At 51.5% G+C, this 17,477-nt stretch carries 15 protein-coding genes; 6 read left to right on the plus strand and 9 right to left on the minus strand.

Going from position 1 to position 17,477, the window contains the following annotated elements:
• Window positions 1-33: 33 nt before the first annotated feature.
• Window positions 34-369 carry a universal stress protein UspB gene (uspB, locus tag A7983_RS08015; RefSeq protein ID WP_005968212.1) on the minus strand — a complete coding sequence of 112 codons (336 nt, stop codon included), beginning with the start codon at window positions 367-369 and terminating at the stop codon, window positions 34-36.
• 542 nt (window positions 370-911) lie between these two features.
• Between uspB and uspA the strand changes: the two genes are divergently transcribed.
• The 4 genes from uspA (at window position 912) to A7983_RS08035 (ending at window position 3,833) form a co-directional block, all read left to right on the plus strand.
• Window positions 912-1,349: a universal stress protein UspA gene (gene uspA / locus A7983_RS08020; RefSeq protein ID WP_005968210.1), complete on the plus strand. Its 438-nt coding sequence runs from the start codon at window positions 912-914 to the stop codon at window positions 1,347-1,349.
• Between the two features lie 292 nt (window positions 1,350-1,641).
• A complete protein-coding gene (gdhA, locus tag A7983_RS08025) occupies window positions 1,642-2,985 on the plus strand; it encodes an NADP-specific glutamate dehydrogenase (protein ID WP_005968208.1) in 1,344 nt (447 codons plus the stop codon).
• Window positions 2,986-3,279: 294 nt separating this feature from the next.
• Window positions 3,280-3,516, plus strand: a complete 237-nt coding sequence (locus A7983_RS08030; protein WP_005968207.1) for a type II toxin-antitoxin system CcdA family antitoxin — start codon at window positions 3,280-3,282, stop codon at window positions 3,514-3,516.
• 2 nt (window positions 3,517-3,518) lie between these two features.
• On the plus strand, window positions 3,519-3,833 hold the full coding sequence (locus A7983_RS08035; protein ID WP_005968205.1) for a CcdB family protein: 315 nt from the start codon (window positions 3,519-3,521) through the stop codon (window positions 3,831-3,833).
• 296 nt (window positions 3,834-4,129) lie between these two features.
• On the opposite strand, the gene A7983_RS08045 is transcribed toward A7983_RS08035, so the two are convergent.
• The 6 genes from A7983_RS08045 to A7983_RS08070 all read right to left on the minus strand — a co-directional run bounded on the left by A7983_RS08045 (window position 4,130) and on the right by A7983_RS08070 (window position 10,395).
• A complete protein-coding gene (locus tag A7983_RS08045) occupies window positions 4,130-6,025 on the minus strand; it encodes a bifunctional metallophosphatase/5'-nucleotidase (RefSeq protein WP_039478889.1) in 1,896 nt (631 codons plus the stop codon).
• 151 nt (window positions 6,026-6,176) lie between these two features.
• Window positions 6,177-6,923 carry a 16S rRNA (guanine(1516)-N(2))-methyltransferase RsmJ gene (rsmJ, locus tag A7983_RS08050; protein ID WP_005968201.1) on the minus strand — a complete coding sequence of 249 codons (747 nt, stop codon included), beginning with the start codon at window positions 6,921-6,923 and terminating at the stop codon, window positions 6,177-6,179.
• Window positions 6,920-8,962 carry an oligopeptidase A gene (gene prlC / locus A7983_RS08055; protein ID WP_005968199.1) on the minus strand — a complete coding sequence of 681 codons (2,043 nt, stop codon included), beginning with the start codon at window positions 8,960-8,962 and terminating at the stop codon, window positions 6,920-6,922. The genes rsmJ and prlC overlap by 4 nt, the downstream gene beginning before the upstream one ends.
• Before the next feature lie 166 nt (window positions 8,963-9,128).
• The gene (locus tag A7983_RS08060) at window positions 9,129-9,512 is read right to left on the minus strand and encodes a hypothetical protein (RefSeq protein ID WP_005968198.1); all 384 of its coding nucleotides are present in this window, start codon (window positions 9,510-9,512) and stop codon (window positions 9,129-9,131) included.
• 15 nt (window positions 9,513-9,527) lie between these two features.
• On the minus strand, window positions 9,528-9,908 hold the full coding sequence (locus A7983_RS08065) for a hypothetical protein (protein WP_005968197.1): 381 nt from the start codon (window positions 9,906-9,908) through the stop codon (window positions 9,528-9,530).
• A gap of 193 nt (window positions 9,909-10,101) precedes the next feature.
• A complete protein-coding gene (locus tag A7983_RS08070; protein ID WP_005968196.1) occupies window positions 10,102-10,395 on the minus strand; it encodes a DUF2623 domain-containing protein in 294 nt (97 codons plus the stop codon).
• A 220-nt stretch (window positions 10,396-10,615) separates the two neighbouring features.
• On the opposite strand from A7983_RS08070, the gene A7983_RS08075 reads away from it, so the two are divergent.
• A complete protein-coding gene (locus A7983_RS08075) occupies window positions 10,616-12,307 on the plus strand; it encodes a molecular chaperone HscC (protein ID WP_005968193.1) in 1,692 nt (563 codons plus the stop codon).
• Between the two features lie 40 nt (window positions 12,308-12,347).
• On the opposite strand, the gene A7983_RS08080 is transcribed toward A7983_RS08075, so the two are convergent.
• Window positions 12,348-15,077 carry a hypothetical protein gene (locus A7983_RS08080; protein WP_005968191.1) on the minus strand — a complete coding sequence of 910 codons (2,730 nt, stop codon included), beginning with the start codon at window positions 15,075-15,077 and terminating at the stop codon, window positions 12,348-12,350.
• Window positions 15,077-15,805: a DUF1266 domain-containing protein gene (locus A7983_RS08085; RefSeq protein WP_005968190.1), complete on the minus strand. Its 729-nt coding sequence runs from the start codon at window positions 15,803-15,805 to the stop codon at window positions 15,077-15,079. The genes A7983_RS08080 and A7983_RS08085 overlap by 1 nt, the downstream gene beginning before the upstream one ends.
• A 410-nt stretch (window positions 15,806-16,215) precedes the next feature.
• On the opposite strand from A7983_RS08085, the gene A7983_RS08090 reads away from it, so the two are divergent.
• Window positions 16,216-17,445, plus strand: coding sequence for a tyrosine-type recombinase/integrase (locus A7983_RS08090; RefSeq protein ID WP_005968189.1), 1,230 nt, complete (start codon window positions 16,216-16,218; stop codon window positions 17,443-17,445).
• The last annotated feature ends 32 nt before the right edge of the window (window positions 17,446-17,477 follow it).

Raw genomic sequence — 17,477 nt, forward strand, 5'->3', positions numbered from 1 at the left:
TTTATCGACGTTCATTGCGTAAGTACCCGCGTATTAATACCACACCATCATGGCAATCAGGCTGATGACGATGAGGCCACACAAGGCGGTCGTGAGCAGAAATTGCCCTCGTACCCGCTCACAGCGGCGAATAAATTCAGGATCGTGATGATCAAGATAGCGTTGTGCGTAGATGTATCCTACCAGCCGGATTTGCTTGCTTGGCTGCCCGTGCGATGTGAAAAAACCTCCTCCGTCAACGTATTGGTAAAGCAGTGGATCACAGTCACGCAAAATCAGCAGTAACACGCGTAATGAAGAGTAATACCTCGCCATATTGATGATGCAGACGATACATAAAGCCCAGAAAAGCGCAAATGTACTAATCATGCTTCCCTCCCGGTCGTTCTATTCGTCAGAGGTGGTGGCGATACCTTCCCGTTTCCACCTGTGGTCGATGATAAGCGTAGCTATTTATCTACGACGTTTTTCTACGATATTTTTCTACGACGAATAGTTATGCCACGCGCTTACGCACGATTTTATTGTCATTTGGGTTAGCCAACAGCACCACGGCTAGCCCCCTTCTCGATCTCCATCCCAGAGCGCAGTGGATAGTCTCACCAGCCCCTACTTGTAGTGTAGAAGAAGAATGTTCGTTTGTGCCAGAGAGGTAGGTGCAATCGGCATGAAGGATGATTTTTGACGAGAGAATACGTTTTCTGAAAGGAGAAGCTACGCGATTTGACTGTGAAAAGGAGCAGTTTCTACTACACTTATCAATAGAATTAACAGATTTGAAAACGGGTTGTGATCGACTGAACAGTCCGATAGCGCCGACGAATGTTATTCTGTAATCCGCCGTTAAGTATCAGATTGGCAGGAGAAATAGCTGCTAACCCTTAATTAGTCTTTACGGAAGGAGTCTCATTATGGCTTACAAACACATCCTTATTGCTGTTGACCTTTCTCCAGAAAGCAAAGTGTTAGTGGAAAAAGCGGTATCAATGGCAAGACCGTACAATGCGAAAGTCTCGTTAATCCACGTCGATGTGAATTACTCCGATCTCTACACGGGGCTTATTGACGTCAATCTGGGTGACATGCAACAGCGTATCTCCGAAGAAACCCAGAATGCGTTGACTGAACTATCCCAAAATGCGGGCTATCCTATCAGCGAAACGCTGAGCGGCAGCGGCGATTTAGGGCAGGTTCTGGTGGATGCGATCAAAAAATACGACGCCGATCTCGTGCTGTGCGGGCACCATCAGGACTTCTGGAGCAAACTGATGTCTTCTGCACGTCAACTGATTAATACCGTCCATGTCGACATGCTCATCGTGCCGTTGCGTGATGAGGAAGACGAATAAAAATTAGCTTTTTTTGCATTTTTTTTCAGTGGCGAAAGGCACGGCTTCTTAGCTGTGCCTTTTGTTATATAACAAAAACTTATGTCTAATTTCCTTCCCAAAACATCCGAAAAACCCTTCCTATCTCATTGGATTGTAACGTTTATCTGAAAAGAAAACGCTTGCTTAAATATCCATCGCCAGTGTTATAGTCCAGAGGACACAACATCATTTTCACCGATCCCACAAGCTTCTGCGTGTCTAAAAATTAAAGAAGCAGAAGGGAACTTATTCGTTCAATCAGGAGCTGTTCATGGCACAAATCGTATCTCTGGCAAGTTTTCTTGACTCTGTTCAACAACGCGATCCGCATCAGCCTGAATTTCTACAGGCCGTTAATGAAGTGCTTTCCACGCTGTGGCCTTTTCTGGAGCAGAACCCTCACTATGCGGATTACAGCCTGCTGGAACGATTGGTTGAACCGGAACGTGTAATTCAGTTTCGCGTGGCGTGGACGGATGACAAAGGTCAGGTACAGGTAAACCGTGCTTGGCGCGTCCAGTTCAGCTCTGCGATCGGCCCGTACAAAGGTGGGATGCGCTTCCACCCATCCGTTAACCTGTCGATTCTAAAATTCCTTGGATTCGAGCAAACGTTCAAAAATGCGCTGACGACGCTGCCAATGGGCGGCGGTAAAGGTGGTTCGGACTTTAACCCGAAAGGGAAAAGTCAGGGGGAAGTCATGCGTTTCTGTCAGGCGCTGATGACGGAACTGTACCGTCATTTGGGCGCGGATACGGACGTTCCGGCGGGTGACATCGGTGTGGGTGGCCGCGAAGTTGGCTTCATGACCGGCATGATGAAGAAGTTGACCAACAACACTGCGTGCGTCTTCACTGGCAAAGGGCTGTCTTTCGGCGGTAGTCTGATTCGCCCTGAAGCGACGGGCTACGGCCTGGTTTACTTCACCGAAGCGATGCTGAAACGCCACGGTCTGGGTTTCGAAGGTATGCGCGTTGCGGTGTCCGGCTCCGGTAATGTGGCGCAGTACGCGATTGAAAAAGCGATGGAGTTGGGGGCTCGCGTGGTCACGGCATCCGATTCCAACGGCACGGTGGTGGATGAAGAAGGCTTTACTCCAGAGAAACTGGCGCTGCTGGAAGAGATCAAAAATAAACGCTATGGCCGCGTGGAAGATTACGCGCGTGAAGCGAAGCTGACCTATTTGGCAGGCAAGACGCCGTGGGACGTGCCGGTAGATATCGCGCTGCCGTGTGCGACGCAGAATGAGCTGGATCTGCCTGCGGCGCAGACGCTGATTGCTAGCGGTGTGAAAGCCGTGGCAGAAGGTGCCAATATGCCAACCACCATCCCAGCGACCGATGCGTTCCTCGATGCTGGCGTACTGTTTGCACCGGGTAAAGCGGCTAACGCAGGCGGCGTAGCGACATCCGGGCTGGAAATGGCGCAGAATGCGGCACGTTTGGGCTGGAAAGCAGAGAAAGTGGACGCGCGTTTGCATCACATCATGCTGGATATTCACAATGCGTGTGTGCAGTACGGTGGTGAAGATAGCCAGACGAACTATGTGCGCGGTGCCAACGTGGCGGGCTTTGTCAAAGTGGCCGACGCGATGCTGGCGCAGGGCGTTGTGTAACGGATGATTCCCCCTGAGCGCCTGTATTCGCAGGCGCTTTGATTTTTCACTTATTTATCTAAATCTTAGCGACATTTCTTGCTGGACACCGCTTCCTGCCTTTCTTTATCTTAATCCGTATTGCGTATCGTCGGTATTGTGCGCCTGCCTTCCGGTACAACCTGTTCTCTTCAAGGCTTACACCATTGTGGCCTTTTACGCCGGAACCCGGATTTTTCCGTTATATTGCCTTTTTGGTGTTATGATGCGTCTAAAAGGCCGTGTTTATTACACGGCACTTGACGCGGGGTATTTATGGCTAAAACACAACGAGCAACGCAAAGCGTTACCATGACCGTAGAACGATCCTTACTCAGCCGTGCGCGTGAGGCTGGAATTAATCTCAGTGCCACCCTGACCGCAGCCCTTGATGCTGAACTACGCCAGTACGAAGCGAAAAAGTGGCAGGAGGAAAATAGCGAAGCGCTGGAAGCGCTTAACCGGTTTCACGATGAACACGGTTGTTTCAGCGATGAGTACAGGACATTTTAAGAATGCAGTTCACTGTATACAGCAACACCGGGAAGAGCGCCGTCTATCCCCTGCTGCTTGATGTAACCAGCGATATTATCGGCCAACTGAACCGCAGGATTGTGATCCCCCTGCTGCCTGTTGAAAAGTACCCAGGCAGCACGCGTCCCGAGCGGTTGGTTCCGCTTGTCAGACTGACCGACGATAAAGAATATGCAGTTATGACGCATGAGATGGCGAGCATTCCCGTTTGTTCTCTGGGGGCGGTGTTCTGCGATGCGTCCCTTTATCGTACTCAGATCAAAGCCGCGATTGATTTTCTTCTCGACGGTATTTAATCCTTCTCCGAGGCTACCATTTTTGTTTTGGTCAGCCCCAAAATTTTTTCTATCCGCTTATTATCTACGATGGACTTCTGGTCAACGCAGGCCTGTTTGTCGAACGCCCGATACGACAGCGTCCTGTGGGCATATTTGAACGCAAGTGTGCAGTCTGGATAGTCAAAAACTTGATTAGCGATATGCAATCGCTCGGACAGGCAAACTACCTGCCGCCACGCCTTTTCCTGGATGTCGGCGTGAACGGCTACCTGACGAGCGAACGCTGGAAAGCCCGCAGCGAGAGATAACGCCTGTCAGTTAATCGCCGCGATAATCGTCAGTTGATCGTTCAGCCGCTGCTTGGTCAACGCATTGGTGGTGCTGTCGCGCTGTTGCGTCAGTTCCGCCACGCGCTTTTCCCTTTGCGCGGCATCCGGCAGCAGCAACGACTTCACGTTGATGGATTGCACGTTGCTGTAGCGACCATCGTCTGAGGTTGGTACGCTGATTTTCCCGCTGTTGAGCAGTGATTCGATAATTTTGCGTTCACGCTCATAGCCCTGCAATCCAGTCAGTTTCCAGCGCTGTGGTACGGTGCCCTCGTATTGGCCTTTTTTCACCTCAGTTAAATAGCGGATGGTCAGGTTACGAATCGTGCCTGCCTCTTCGCCATATTCTACTTTGGTATCCGACAGCACTGGGAACTGCATGCCTTCCAGCACGCCGCCTTTCTGCGTCAGGTGACCCATACGGTAGCTGTTCATGCCCAGACGGATCGGCATGTCGTCGGTAACTGGCGTTCCGTTATTCATTTTCAGGTCGGTTATGCGTTGCCCGGCGGATTTCGTGAGATCGATGGTGTACGTCACGCCGTCGAAGAAATCATTAGTAGAATACTTGGACGCGCGACGCTGAGGATTGAAACTGTAAGTCACATCGCCGTCTTGCAGTTGGTTGAAGTAATCCGCTGACCACTCCATGTATTTCTTCAGTTCTTTTCCGGTTAGCTGATAAACCGTGATTTCACCGCCAGCGTATTGGTAGTTAAAGGCAATGTCTTTTGCGGAAATGGTGCCGACGTTCAGCTTAGGTCGATCGTTATCAATTTGCAGCGCGATAACCTGCGCTTTGGGGGCGTAATGATGGCTGGCTTCCTGGAATAGGGCGCTGATGCCCGTGTCCTGCACGTGTACTTGAGGAATCCCTTTCACGGCATCTTGCGGTACCAGATCGTGCCCAAGAAGCTGTGCAATCGGACGGTTGGCGTTGGCGCGCAGGGTATTGTGATAAGGCTCGTAAATATCTTCCATCTTCCGGTCGGAATCTACGCCTTTAATCGAATAGGTATAGCTGTCTTTATTAATCAGCACGTATTTGCCGTTCTGCTGCTCAAACTGTAAATCAATGCGCGACAGCGCGCGGCCATACCTGTCCGGTTCGGTGACGATCACGCCATTAATCACCTCTTTATCCACTTTTACGTGCATATGACCCGCGACGATGGCGGCTAATTCTGGATTAGCGCGAGCAATATCACCCACGCCAGTACCCGGTCGTTGGTTTTCGTTATCGATCCCCATATGGGCGACTAACACGATGGCATCCACTTTGCCGTGGATTTGTTGGATAACGGTTTTTACCGCCCCGACGGGATCGATAAAGTTCAGCCCTTTCACGCGGTCAGTACCTTTGGCGAATTCAGCGGTCATCGGCGTATCCATGCCGATGATGCCAATCTTCACGCCTTGGCGTTCGACAATTTTATAGGCAGGTAGGTAAGGTTTACCGCTCTCCCAAAAAATGTTGCCCGCCAGCGCGGTGCCTTTGAACTGATTAAGCGAGGTGGAAAGCACGTTCAGTCCGAAATCAAACTCGTGGTTACCCATCACCCAGACGTCATAGTTCATGGCGTTGAAACCAAGCATCATTGGGCTTACTTTGTCATTCTTGAAGGTTTCGACAAAGTTGCCCTGAATGGTGTCGCCCGCATCAACCAGAATGACATTCGGCTGCTGTGCGCGAACTTTATGCACCTGCGTCGCGATCTGGCTCAGGCTGCCAGCCATGTTGGCGGTATCGGTAGCGTAATCCCAGGGAACAAAAGTGCCGTGCAGATCGGATGTCCCCAGAATCGTAATATTTATCGGATCTTGAGCGGCCATAGCAGAAGTACTCAAACAAAGCAGAAGTGACAAAAGCGTTTTTTTCATGATGTCATCTTAGTGTCATAAAAAGTGATAGCGTGAAATTATGCGATTTGCTTCTCATCTGTGCCACAGACTTTGCAAAAGCGGCATAGGAAATGCGAAGCAGGATGGGTTTTTAGCCGCCAACACGTTTATCGGTGCAGCGGCAAGGGATTCAAGCGGGAAGATAGAAGTCGAAGCGGTGGCTTTTGGTTTCCAACATGGACTGTGCTGGTACGCCCGCCAGCGGTGGTGCATAGTCAGGTCGCTTCACCACGACGCGTTTCTTTGCCAGCGCACGTGCGGGTTCCAGCAGCGCATCGGCATCATCATCCGCACCTACCAGCGACTGAAACACTCGCATCTCTTTCTTTACCAGCGCACTCTTTTGTTTGTGTGGAAACATCGGATCGAGATAAACCACATCCGGCGGCGGCGTGATGTCACGCAGCGCCGTCATGCTCGACGCGTGTAGCAGCGTGAGTCGTTCCCGCAGCCACGGGCCGATTTCTGCATCCTGATAGCCACGTTGCAACCCGTCATCCAGCAGTGCGGCAACGACCGGATTGCGTTCCACCATGCGTACCCGACAGCCTAATGCTGCCAGCACAAAGGCATCACGCCCCAGCCCGGCGGTCGCATCTACGACATCTGGCAGATAATCTTTTTTGATACCTACGGCTTTAGCAACGGCTTCACCGCGTCCGCCGCCAAAGCGACGACGGTGCGCCATCGTCCCGGCAACGAAATCGACGAAGATAGCGCCGAGTTTCGGCTCATCCTGCTTGCGCAGTTCCAGACGTTCCGCCGTTAGCACTAGCGCCATTACCGCATCAGGATCGGAAACCAACCCCCAGCGCTTGGCTAAAGAAGATAAGGCGCCACTATCGGCGCCTTCTTCTGCGATTAAGCAGATGCTCATCCTTTGATGCCGTAATGCGCGAGCATGGCATCAAGCTGAGGTTCACGACCACGGAAGCGTTTGAACAGCTCCATTGGCTCTTCGGAACCGCCACGGGTCAGGATGTTATCCAGGAATGACTGACCGGTTTCGCGGTTGAAGATCCCTTCTTCCTCAAAGCGAGAGTAGGCATCGGCTGCCAGCACGTCGGCCCAGAGGTAGCTGTAATAGCCTGCGGCATAGCCGCCCGCAAAGATGTGGCTGAATGCATGCGGGAAACGGCCCCAGCTTGGGCTTGGCACTACGGCTACCTGCGCTTTGATCTCCGCCAGCGTTGGCAGAATCTGTGCACCTTTTGCAGGATCGAACTCGGCATGCAGACGGAAATCGAACAGGCCAAACTCCAACTGACGCAGAATGAACAGCGCAGCCTGATAGTTCTTCGCCGCTAGCATTTTATCCAGCAGTGCCTGCGGCAGTGGTTCTCCGCTTTCGTAGTGGCCGGAAATAAAGGCCAGTGCTTCCGGTTCCCAGCACCAGTTTTCCATGAACTGGCTTGGCAGCTCGACCGCATCCCACGGTACACCGTTGATGCCCGCGACACCGGCGGTATCGATCTGGGTCAGCATATGGTGCAGGCCGTGACCGAACTCGTGGAATAGGGTGGTAACCTCGTCGTGGGTGAACAACGCCGGTTTGCCGTTGACTGGACGGTTGAAGTTACAGACCAGATAGGCGACGGGTTTTTGCAGCTCGCCGTTGCCTTTGCGTAGTTTACCTGCGCAGTCGTCCATCCAGGCTCCACCGCGTTTGTGTTCACGAGCGTATAAATCGAGGTAGAAGCTGCCGCGCAGTTCACCGCTTTCATCGAACAGATCGAAGAAGCGAACGTCCGGGTGCCACACATCGACATCTTTGCGCTCTTTGGCGGTGATGCCGTAGATGCGTTTAACCACCTCAAACAGGCCGTTTACCGCGCGGTTTTCCGGGAAGTACGGACGTAACTGCTCATCGCTGATGGAATACCGATGCTGCTTCTGTTGTTCGCTGTAGTAGGTGATATCCCAGGCCTGCAATTCCTCCACGCCGAAGTGTTCTTTGGCGAAGGCACGTAACTGGGCGAGTTCTTCTTCCGCCTGTGGACGGGCGCGTTTCGCCAAATCTGTCAGGAAATCGAGCACCTGCTGCGGGTTTTCCGCCATTTTGGTTGCCAGTGACTTGTGCGCGTAGCTGTCGAAACCCAGCAGTTGTGCCAGTTCGTGGCGCAGCGCTAGCTCTTCCGCCATAATTTCGCTGTTGTCCCACTTGCCCGCGTTGGGTCCCTGATCGGACGCGCGGGTGCCGAATGCGCGGTACATCTCTTCACGTAGTGCCTGATTGGTGCAGTAGGTCAGCACCGGCAGGTAACTCGGGATATCCAGCGTCAGCAGCCAGCCATCTTGCTCTTTGGCTTCCGCCTGCGCTTTGGCGGCTGCCAGCGCGCTTTCCGGCATACCATCCAGTTCGGCGACGTCGGTAATCAGTTTGCTCCAGCCCATCGTGGCGTCCAGCACGTTGTTGCTGTACTGCGAGCCGAGTTCAGACAGACGAGCGGAAATTTCGCCGTAGCGTTTCTGTTTTTCTGGCGACAGGCCAATACCGGACAGTTCAAAATCGCGCAGCGCGTTATCAACGGATTTCTTCTGCGCCAGACTCAGCGTGGTGTAGTGTTCGCCGTCACGCAGGCTGCGATAGGCCTGATACAGCCCGGCATGTTGGCCAACCCAGGTACTGTGTTCGGATAACAGCGGCAGACATTGTTCATAAGCACCGCGCAGCTCCGGGCTGTTTTTTACCGCATTCAGATGGCTAATGGGGGAAAAGATGCGGCTAAGGCGATCGTCGCTGTCTGCCAGCGTCTGACACAGATTATCCCACGTAAACGGCCCCGCTTGCGCGACCACACGCTCTACCGTCTCGCGGCATTCATCCAACGCGGATTTTACTGCCGGGACAATATCTTCCGTTTTAATGCTGGAGAACGGGGGCAGGGTAAATGAGGTCAGTAATGGATTCGTCATGGTGCCGTCCTGATAATTGTGGGTGATCTCGTTGCCAGTAAGTGGAATCTGTTGAAGAGAGACCAGCAAGGCGGATATCTACTGCGGATTAATTACTAAGATGAGGTCAAGTGCCGTGAAAATCAATGGTGGATTACCTACTCATAACGAAAGGGGATGTCAGTGGTTAATGCTTTGCCACACCCTGCTTTTTATCTGCCAGATAAAGATCGATATTTTTCTGTACCCCTTTCAACGGTAATTTCCCGTATTCAGTAATAAAAGCATTGATAAATGCAACCGCGCCTGCCCGGTGATAAGCGATGTGGTGTTTGGCTAATAATTGGACAATGGCCCAAGCTTTTTTATTATGCTTGGGCGGGGGCTGAAACAGATATCCCATGTCTGACGTTATTGCTTCACATGTCGGGCAGCGCACAGCCTGCTGCTGACTTTGGAAACGGACAAAAGCGGTACGGCAGTGAAAACAGGCCCATTTACTTCGATATTGTAAATGTTCAGGCTGCTCTTCTGCGATTTGCAAATGTTCATTCCATTCTTTGCGGATCATAAAATCAGATGCCTTTTACCCATTATTATTACGCGTTTTATTAAGGATGTTATGTCGTTTTTCATCATAGTAAAAAGGCAACTGCGGTGAATCAAAATCCCCGTTATCAAATTTTTCGTCAATATGTAACGGAAACATACCGCTCATTTTTTTATATACGGCAGTACTGAGTATCTGAAAGCCAGCATTGTCTTTATTCGACCCTAGAAACGCAATCACATCATCCAATGTTTGGTAATGTTCCGGTTGATGGAAAAAACGCATGTACTCCTGTAATACGCCGTAGACATACAGCAGGTCTTTTAGGTTTACCTCAGTTTTTTCATCTGGATCAATGGTTTCAAAACCATGAGTGATAATCTCTTCAAGATGGTGGGTATATTTTGCATCGGTCATAATCTGTTATTCCAGGTTTATACTCGTCGAACTTCAAGCGGTTAGCAGTATGACGAGTATAGGTAACCCTATCTTTGGTTAACACTGGATTATCGACGGTAGCATAGTGGGATCAACAGCGGTAACGCGCAGCTCGCCATCACGATCCCCATTAACTTCGATTTACGCGAAGCACACCGCTAACTGGCATCAACTAGCGCGGCGTGTGCGCATCATAGCCAGCATAAAAAAACCGAATCGCGTAAGGGTTGCCTTGTTCGGTAAAGAACTCAGCGACTCTCTCTCGTTCCAGACCGTAGCGGCGTGATAACAGCCCGGCTTCGAAGGCGGCCTGCTGGCGGTCGCCTTTGGTTTCCGCCAGATTGTGAGCATAGCCACAGATATAGCCACGCCGATAATCGTAGCAATAAGGATTAATGTCGTTGGTGGATTTTGGGTTAGCGGATCTCAGCCCCGCGAGGACGCCTCGCTCAAAATGGTTTCCCATGGTAATGCTCCGTGAATGATCGTTATATACTTAATGATATAACGCTTATTTATCACTCACCAGATCTGTTGAAAAATATTCCTGAATCCGTTGTGCGCGGTCTTTTCCTGACCAAGATGTATATACTATTGCCCTGCTTGCTGAACGGGCCAGTTGTTGGCGCCTGATAGGCACTCTGGGAATATGCAGTGTACGGAATAGTTAATTAAGGAATAACAGCATGACGCACCCGCAAGCCGCTTCTCTGGCCATTGGTATCGATCTGGGCACGACAAATAGCCTGATTAGCGTTTGGCAAAATGGTGAGGCCCGCCTGATACCGAATGCGCTGAATGACAACTTCACCCCCTCGGCCATCAGCATTGATGAAGACGGCAGTATTCTGGTGGGTAAACCTGCGATTTCCCGTTTGACGACGCATCCGCAGGTGTCGGCGTCGCTGTTTAAGCGCTACATGGGGAGCAAGAAAACCTTCAGACTCGGGGATAAAACATTCTCTCCCGCTGAGCTGTCGGCCATGGTGCTGAAATCGCTCAAGGCCGATGCAGAAAGTTACCTTGGGCATCCCATCAAAGATGTGGTGATCTCCGTGCCCGCCTATTTTAGCGATGAACAGCGTAAGCAGACGCGTTTTGCGGCGGAACTGGCAGAGTTGAATGCGGTTCGCTTAATCAATGAGCCCACTGCCGCCTCTATGGCCTACGGCTTACACACGCAGGAACTGGGGCGCACGCTGGTCTTCGACTTAGGTGGTGGTACTTTCGACGTCAGCGTGTTGGAATACGCCTTTCCGTTGATCGAAGTGCATAGCTCGGCGGGCGACAACTATCTGGGGGGCGAAGATTTCACACAGGCTGTGGTGAAAACCTGCCTGAACGCGTGGAAACTTGAAGATGCGGTGATTCCTGCGACCGATCTGGCGCGCCTTTACAGCCATGCTGAAGCGCTGAAATGTCAGCCCGGTTTTCCTTCTCAATCGAATGAACTGCTATGGCACTGGCGTGAAGAAGACTGGCGCATCGTGCTGGATAATGACGCGATTGAAGCCGCATGGCTGCCGTTGATGAACCGTATTCGCGCGCCGATAGAGCAGGCATTGCACGATGCTCGTCTGAAGCCAGAGCAGCTAGACCACGTGGTACTGGTCGGCGGGGCATCAAAGATGTCGATTATCCAGAAACTGGTGGTCAGGCTGTTTGGCAAATTGCCTTATCAGCATCTGGATGCGGATACCGTTGTTGCCAAAGGCGCGGCGGTACAGGCCGCCTGCCGGCTACGTGAGCAGGACATTGAAGAAGTGATCCTGACAGACGTTTGCCCGTACACCCTCGGTATTAAAACCGCCAACGATCGGCAAAACGGCCTGTTTTCCCCGATACTGGAGCGCAATACGGTGGTGCCGACCTCGCGGGTAGAAACATTTTCCACGGGTTCACCCGGACAGGACAATATCTGCATCGCGATCTATCAGGGGGAAAGCCCTTATGTCGATAACAACGTGTTTATCGATGAATTCACCATGCCGATAAAAGCGAAATCCTATAAGCAATCTATTGAGGTGCGTTTCAGCTATGACATCAATGGGTTGCTGGAAGTGGATGTTAACCTGCCGGACAGCGGTGATAATTTCACGAAAGTGATCGACCGTAGCCCGACGGGGCTCAGCGCCGAGCAACAGCAGAAAAGCCATCAGAAACTGCAAACGTTGAAGATCCACCCCAGAGACAATCTGATGAATCGTAATCTGCTGGCGCGACTGGAAAAAGCCTGGGCGCAGACGCGTCTGGAAGAACGGGAACAGATCGGCTTCTGGTTGCGTGACTTTGAACAGGTGCTGGCGGAGCAATACGCCCCAGCTATTGACGAAACACGGCAGCGTATTGAGCAATATCTAGATGAGGTTTCTCATTGATATTCTGGCGGCACGTGCAGTGCCGCCAGAATCATTTTCGTCAGGCAAGTGTGGTATCGGTGTCGGCTTTCTTGCCGTGCGGCGGTGGGCCGAATTTATTCCAGCGGTTAAGGCTCGGCGCCAGCAATGGGATCAGCAAACATATCGGTATGAGTATGCTGAAGAAACTCATACCCCATGGTGCACGAACGCCGACATCGTTATAGCGGCGACGCACGGCACTCAGTAAATTGCAGACCATTAGCACCATCAGTAGCCCTTCAATATACGGCGGTGGCGACCCTAGCCAGTCGCTTGCTCGGTAGAGACAATAACTCCCCAATCCACCTTGTATCAGGAAACCGATGCGACCAATGCGTGTGTTGGTGCGCCAAAATTGCCACCAGTTGCTTTTTCTGGCCTGCAGTAGGCTGAACTGACGTTCGCGCCGATCGGTGCATTGCAGCAACACTTTTGCGATCAATTTCAGCGTGATGTCTTCATGCGGATAGAACAGGTGCTCGGTTAAAAAGCGTTGATCGCTATTATCAAATAAGTATTCGTGATTCTTCGCGTAGCTTTGAATCAACTGGCCGACGAGCGTGATGCGTTTGTCGTCAGAGAGCTGTTTTAATGGTTTTTCCAGATCATCCGATTCTTCAATAAAGGCGGCACGAATATCATCTTCCTGCTGTGTTTCAACGGGCAGCGCTGCCAGCCGCTCACGGTGTTGCCCTGCTTGTTCTTCGTCTCCCGACAGGGTGTAAAACGCGTGGAAAAAGATCTGATAGATGAGGGGGGATTTCGCTAGCTCTGCTTGCCAGTGGTCATTGGTAAGATAAAAATGGCTGGCGGCGGACTCGCCATAAATTTCCCCGCTGGTGAGATATTCCTCGATAGAGACAGGGAAATTCATCCAACAGTGATAGTGCAGCGGGTCAGTGAGCACTAGCTGTTTTTTCAGCGGCGTGACCGCATCGCCATCGCGGCATTCCGCCTTGCGAAAGAGTCGAGAAAGTGAATGCGCTGGGTGGGTTAAAGCCAGTTCGGGCAGCACCGACTGGCGCGGTAAACCCAGACAGGATAGTGGATCGGTCATCATTAATGTAATCAGGATAGCCTGCCTCAGTTCCTCTCTGGCGCTGAGATCCTGTGGCTTATTTCTCCCTTGTGGTGTCAGAGAGGCATCACACGCGTAACGTGCGGACAGTTCGACCAGACAATCGTTGATCGGGTCGATTTCTTCCGTGTGGATGCTGCTGCTGTACAGCTTGTTAAGCTGGTTCAGCGACAGCGGGCGCCATTGCCGTAACCAGGTTTGCACTTGCAGCCAGGCGGACGATTTCTGATCGCTACACGCGCTCGGCAATTCTTCTTCTGACTCTGAATACAGCCATTGTGTGAAGGTGTGAATCGCCCCGGAGGTTTTCAGCCAGGATAAGCGCTGCCTCGCCTGAAACTGTAACCCCTGTAAGATCAACGCATACAGCGGTTCATCGGGTAACGGCTGCGCCAGAATATCCTGTAACAAGTGCTCATTACCCACGGTTAACATACAGGCGTGCCAGTACAGGCGATCCTGAATCGTGTCCCCGTTATGTAGCAGCAAGTGCTGATAGATGTTTCGCAGCTCCTGTTTTCCCAGCTTCCAGCGCGCGTAGCTTTCCGCCATGGGTGACAGCGGCAATTTCAGCGCTTCTCCCCAGCGAATCAGCATGTGGGTGTTGTGCTGTGAAATGAAGAAACGCTGGCGTGGATCGTCCAGCGCTAGCTCTGTCAGATCGGGCGCTGGGGTATCATTGAGCGACTGAATCAGCAAGGGAAGGGCGTCCGGCTGATGTTGCTGACACCAGCCGATCAGCCATTGTTCAGCCTGTGCGTGATGGGTTTGCTGATAAAGCGTCAACCACAGCGTGAAGGCCTGCTTGTCCTCTCCGGTAAGGGAACAGAGATTGGCGCTGAGTGCGAGCCATTCGGCGTCGTTCGGCGCTGCGTCCAACTGCTGTAGGCAGTAATCACGTAGTATGGCGCTGGGAACACCCGCGTGAGTGTGCCAGCGCGCGAGCTTTTGCATCAGCTCTGGGATGTCAGGCCAATAAATGGCTGTTGGATTACGCAGCAGCATGCTCAGCATAAATGCCGGGCGGTTCCAGTATGTGCTATTAGCCTGATGAAAATAGAAGATGGTTTCGAGCTGTGCGGGCAAGCTCAGGTGTGACAGTAAGGAAAAGTCGAACAGATCCTCATAACCGAGCGAGTCGAGGAAGTTATGGATTTCTTCCATGCCATCGCCAGATAGTTCTCCCTGCCGCTGCTGCCAGCGTAGGCGTTCGGCCAGTACGCGGACACAGTGGATTGAGATGCAAGATTCACGCATGAGGCGTTGGAGCAGCGGCCAGCGAATACGATCGATCACATCGAAAGCCTGCTGATTCAGCAACTGAATGTAACGTTCCCAATACAGCGGGACGACGCGTTCGGCTGGGTTGCTTAACAGCCGATCAAACGCGCTAACCAGTGCTTCTGCCTGGGGATCGGCGTTATCAGTAGCGGTATTCTCGGTTGGCGAGGCCGTGTCGCGCGATTCAGTATTAGCGTGTTCTTCATCACCCAACAGCACCGGTTTTTTTGCCAGCTTGCAGGCAGTATCATATGCCTCGCGCAACTGTTTAAAGCCATCGGGATCGGTTTCTGGGTGAAACTGCGGCACTTTCTGACGATAAGCCTGACGGATAACATCCAGATCTTGAGTCGGTTCAATGCCTAGCCGCTGCCAGCACAGTGTGTCCATTATATTTCCGCTTCTGGTAAGGACTCGGGCTTATCCATTTCTATTGGATCAACATCCCAGTCGAGGTCATGAATCGGGCAATCTGGATGGGTATAGAGCGTGCCGATTTGGTCGATGTAGTCAGGAATCTGGCTACAGTTGCTGAAAATGTAGCGCTGGCACTCTGGATCGTCTTCATCTGAGGCGAGCCAGTAAGTGCGGCCGATTAAGAATGCAGCGTAATAATTCTCCCAACTGCGGTAATAATAACGTGCTCTGCCAGCCAGTCGGGTGTGGATCCACAGGTTCTCTTTTTCGTTAATCCAGCCGTTGAGTAATCCGATGCGGCTCAGGAAACTCATGCGGCCCAGATCCCAGGCTCGGATCCCACCGGCACCGCATAGTGCAGCCGTTTCGGCTATCAGCGCGAGTGTACCCTGTGCTTCTTCAGATTGACTGGTGCAATGCCGCTGCCATTCGGATGCCGTCAGATGGTGCCAAAGATGATAGTCATACGCCAGGCGTTCGGCATGGCCGCCGTCTGTCATATCGTTAATCATTGAGATCAGCCCCTCTCGGGACGTAATGCCCCAACTGTTGCTCAGGCTGATGGTTTCACCGGGTTCATAAAAGGTCGGGTCGCTGAAGCGGGCGCCGTACTTGATATTGAGTGCGGCCATCGGGGCGGAAAGCGCCATCAGCCAGCGCTGATATTCAGGTTCCATCAGAATAACGTCCAATTCCATCATGGTTAGCGTGCGATCGTACTTTATGTGTCTGAATAGCGGTAGCTTTCAATCGAATGAAAAACGGTTATGTTTCACAATTTACTGATTTAAGACGATAAAAATGGCTGGTTTGCGGGGCCGTTCGCAAGGTGGGGCGTTGTTTCGGTATTGAAGGGATATTTTCCGCCGCAGACGGTTATACTGTCGGTTAATCGACGTTATTTATAAAAACTTCACCGGAAGCAAGCATGCTAAGTTACCGCCACAGTTTCCACATCCTGTTTTCATGCTTACCTCTGTTTTAATAAAATCATTATTTATCAATAAATTAATTAAAAATTCACCTGTATATTGTTCCAGTGTTTTTTGACGTTTGCGCGGTTATGCGGCAAACTGTGGGGTAATCCGTGGGGTAACAAAACAGGTTTTTTATGGCCACCTCGATCAATCGTCTGACAGATAAGAAGCTACGGGCAATGCTCGGCGTTCCCCGCGAGAAGTTAACAAAGCTGTCTGACGGTGCCGGGTTGATGGTGCGTATCACAAAAACAGGTTCTATCACCTGGCTGTACAAATACAGGTTGGGGGGACGTGAAACAGAAGCCACCCTTGCCACGCTGGGCAAATATCCCGATCTGACGTTGGCAAAAGCCCGTGAAATGCGTGACCAGTGCCGCCGATGGCTGGCAGAAGGGCGAGACCCACAAAGAATGATGAAACTGGATCGGGAAACGACGCTTAAACCGATTACAGTGAAGGACGCGATAGATTACTGGCTGGCTGAATACGTTGATGGCAACTTAGTTAATGATGCCAGGTATCGGGAACGGTTTAATAACCATGTGTTTCCGTTGATTGGCGATATGGCGCTATCAGACTGCGAAACACACCATTGGCTAACTTGCCTTACCAGAGCGAAAAAGAAAGCGCCTAGCGTCGCTGGGATGCTGCTGCAAATGTCACAACAAGCATTTAAATTTTGCCGTGTGCGCCGCTTTGCTGTGTGCCATGCTCTCGATGGTTTAACGATGCAGGATATCGGCGTTAAGATAAATAAACGTAAACGGGTTCTTTCAAACACGGAGCTAACGGAATTATTACAGGCGTTAAACAGTGATTTTTTCTCACCCTATTATGAGAACCTTATTTATCTGCTGGTGGTTTTTGGTTCGCGTACCGTAGAGGTTCGATTATCGAATGTTGATGAGTGGGATTTAAAATCGCGTTTATGGACTGTTCCCGAAAAGCACAGCAAGACGGGTGAAAAAATAATAAGGCCGATCCCTGATAGGATATATCCGCTTATTGAGAGACTGATAGAGCAGAATAAAAAAACGGGCTATTTGCTCGGTGAGTTAAAAGAGAATACGGCGGTGAGTTCCACTGGTGGCAGGGTTTGCCAACGATTAAAGCATTCTGAGCCGTGGACGCTTCACGATCTGCGCCGAACGTTCTCAACGGACATGAATGATTTGGGCATACCGCCCCACATTGTTGAACTGCTTCTTGGTCACTCGCTGGGTGGCGTCATGGCGGTATACAACCGCAGCCTATACCTACCGGAAAAGCTGGATGCACTGAATAAGTGGGTAGAGCGGCTGGATGTATTGGCTGGTGGACATGAGAATGTTGTTTTGCTTCCGGGGAGCAGAACGGCTTAAACTGATTAGGCAAGGCTAGGTCGGCCAACCGA

This window comes from Pectobacterium wasabiae CFBP 3304 (genome assembly GCF_001742185.1).
In the GTDB taxonomy this organism is placed as follows: Bacteria; Pseudomonadota; Gammaproteobacteria; order Enterobacterales; family Enterobacteriaceae; genus Pectobacterium; species Pectobacterium wasabiae.

Bases quoted from the DNA above. Each gene is read 5' to 3' on its own strand.
- uspB (WP_005968212.1), bottom strand. From the start codon at position 369: ATGATTAGTACATTTGCGCTTTTCTGGGCTTTATGTATCGTCTGCATC.
- uspA (WP_005968210.1), top strand. From the start codon at position 912: ATGGCTTACAAACACATCCTTATTGCTGTTGACCTTTCTCCAGAAAGC.
- gdhA (WP_005968208.1), top strand. From the start codon at position 1,642: ATGGCACAAATCGTATCTCTGGCAAGTTTTCTTGACTCTGTTCAACAA.
- A7983_RS08030 (WP_005968207.1), top strand. From the start codon at position 3,280: ATGGCTAAAACACAACGAGCAACGCAAAGCGTTACCATGACCGTAGAA.
- A7983_RS08035 (WP_005968205.1), top strand. From the start codon at position 3,519: ATGCAGTTCACTGTATACAGCAACACCGGGAAGAGCGCCGTCTATCCC.
- A7983_RS08045 (WP_039478889.1), bottom strand. From the start codon at position 6,025: ATGAAAAAAACGCTTTTGTCACTTCTGCTTTGTTTGAGTACTTCTGCT.
- rsmJ (WP_005968201.1), bottom strand. From the start codon at position 6,923: ATGAGCATCTGCTTAATCGCAGAAGAAGGCGCCGATAGTGGCGCCTTA.
- prlC (WP_005968199.1), bottom strand. From the start codon at position 8,962: ATGACGAATCCATTACTGACCTCATTTACCCTGCCCCCGTTCTCCAGC.
- A7983_RS08060 (WP_005968198.1), bottom strand. From the start codon at position 9,512: ATGATCCGCAAAGAATGGAATGAACATTTGCAAATCGCAGAAGAGCAG.
- A7983_RS08065 (WP_005968197.1), bottom strand. From the start codon at position 9,908: ATGACCGATGCAAAATATACCCACCATCTTGAAGAGATTATCACTCAT.
- A7983_RS08070 (WP_005968196.1), bottom strand. From the start codon at position 10,395: ATGGGAAACCATTTTGAGCGAGGCGTCCTCGCGGGGCTGAGATCCGCT.
- A7983_RS08075 (WP_005968193.1), top strand. From the start codon at position 10,616: ATGACGCACCCGCAAGCCGCTTCTCTGGCCATTGGTATCGATCTGGGC.
- A7983_RS08080 (WP_005968191.1), bottom strand. From the start codon at position 15,077: ATGGACACACTGTGCTGGCAGCGGCTAGGCATTGAACCGACTCAAGAT.
- A7983_RS08085 (WP_005968190.1), bottom strand. From the start codon at position 15,805: ATGATGGAATTGGACGTTATTCTGATGGAACCTGAATATCAGCGCTGG.
- A7983_RS08090 (WP_005968189.1), top strand. From the start codon at position 16,216: ATGGCCACCTCGATCAATCGTCTGACAGATAAGAAGCTACGGGCAATG.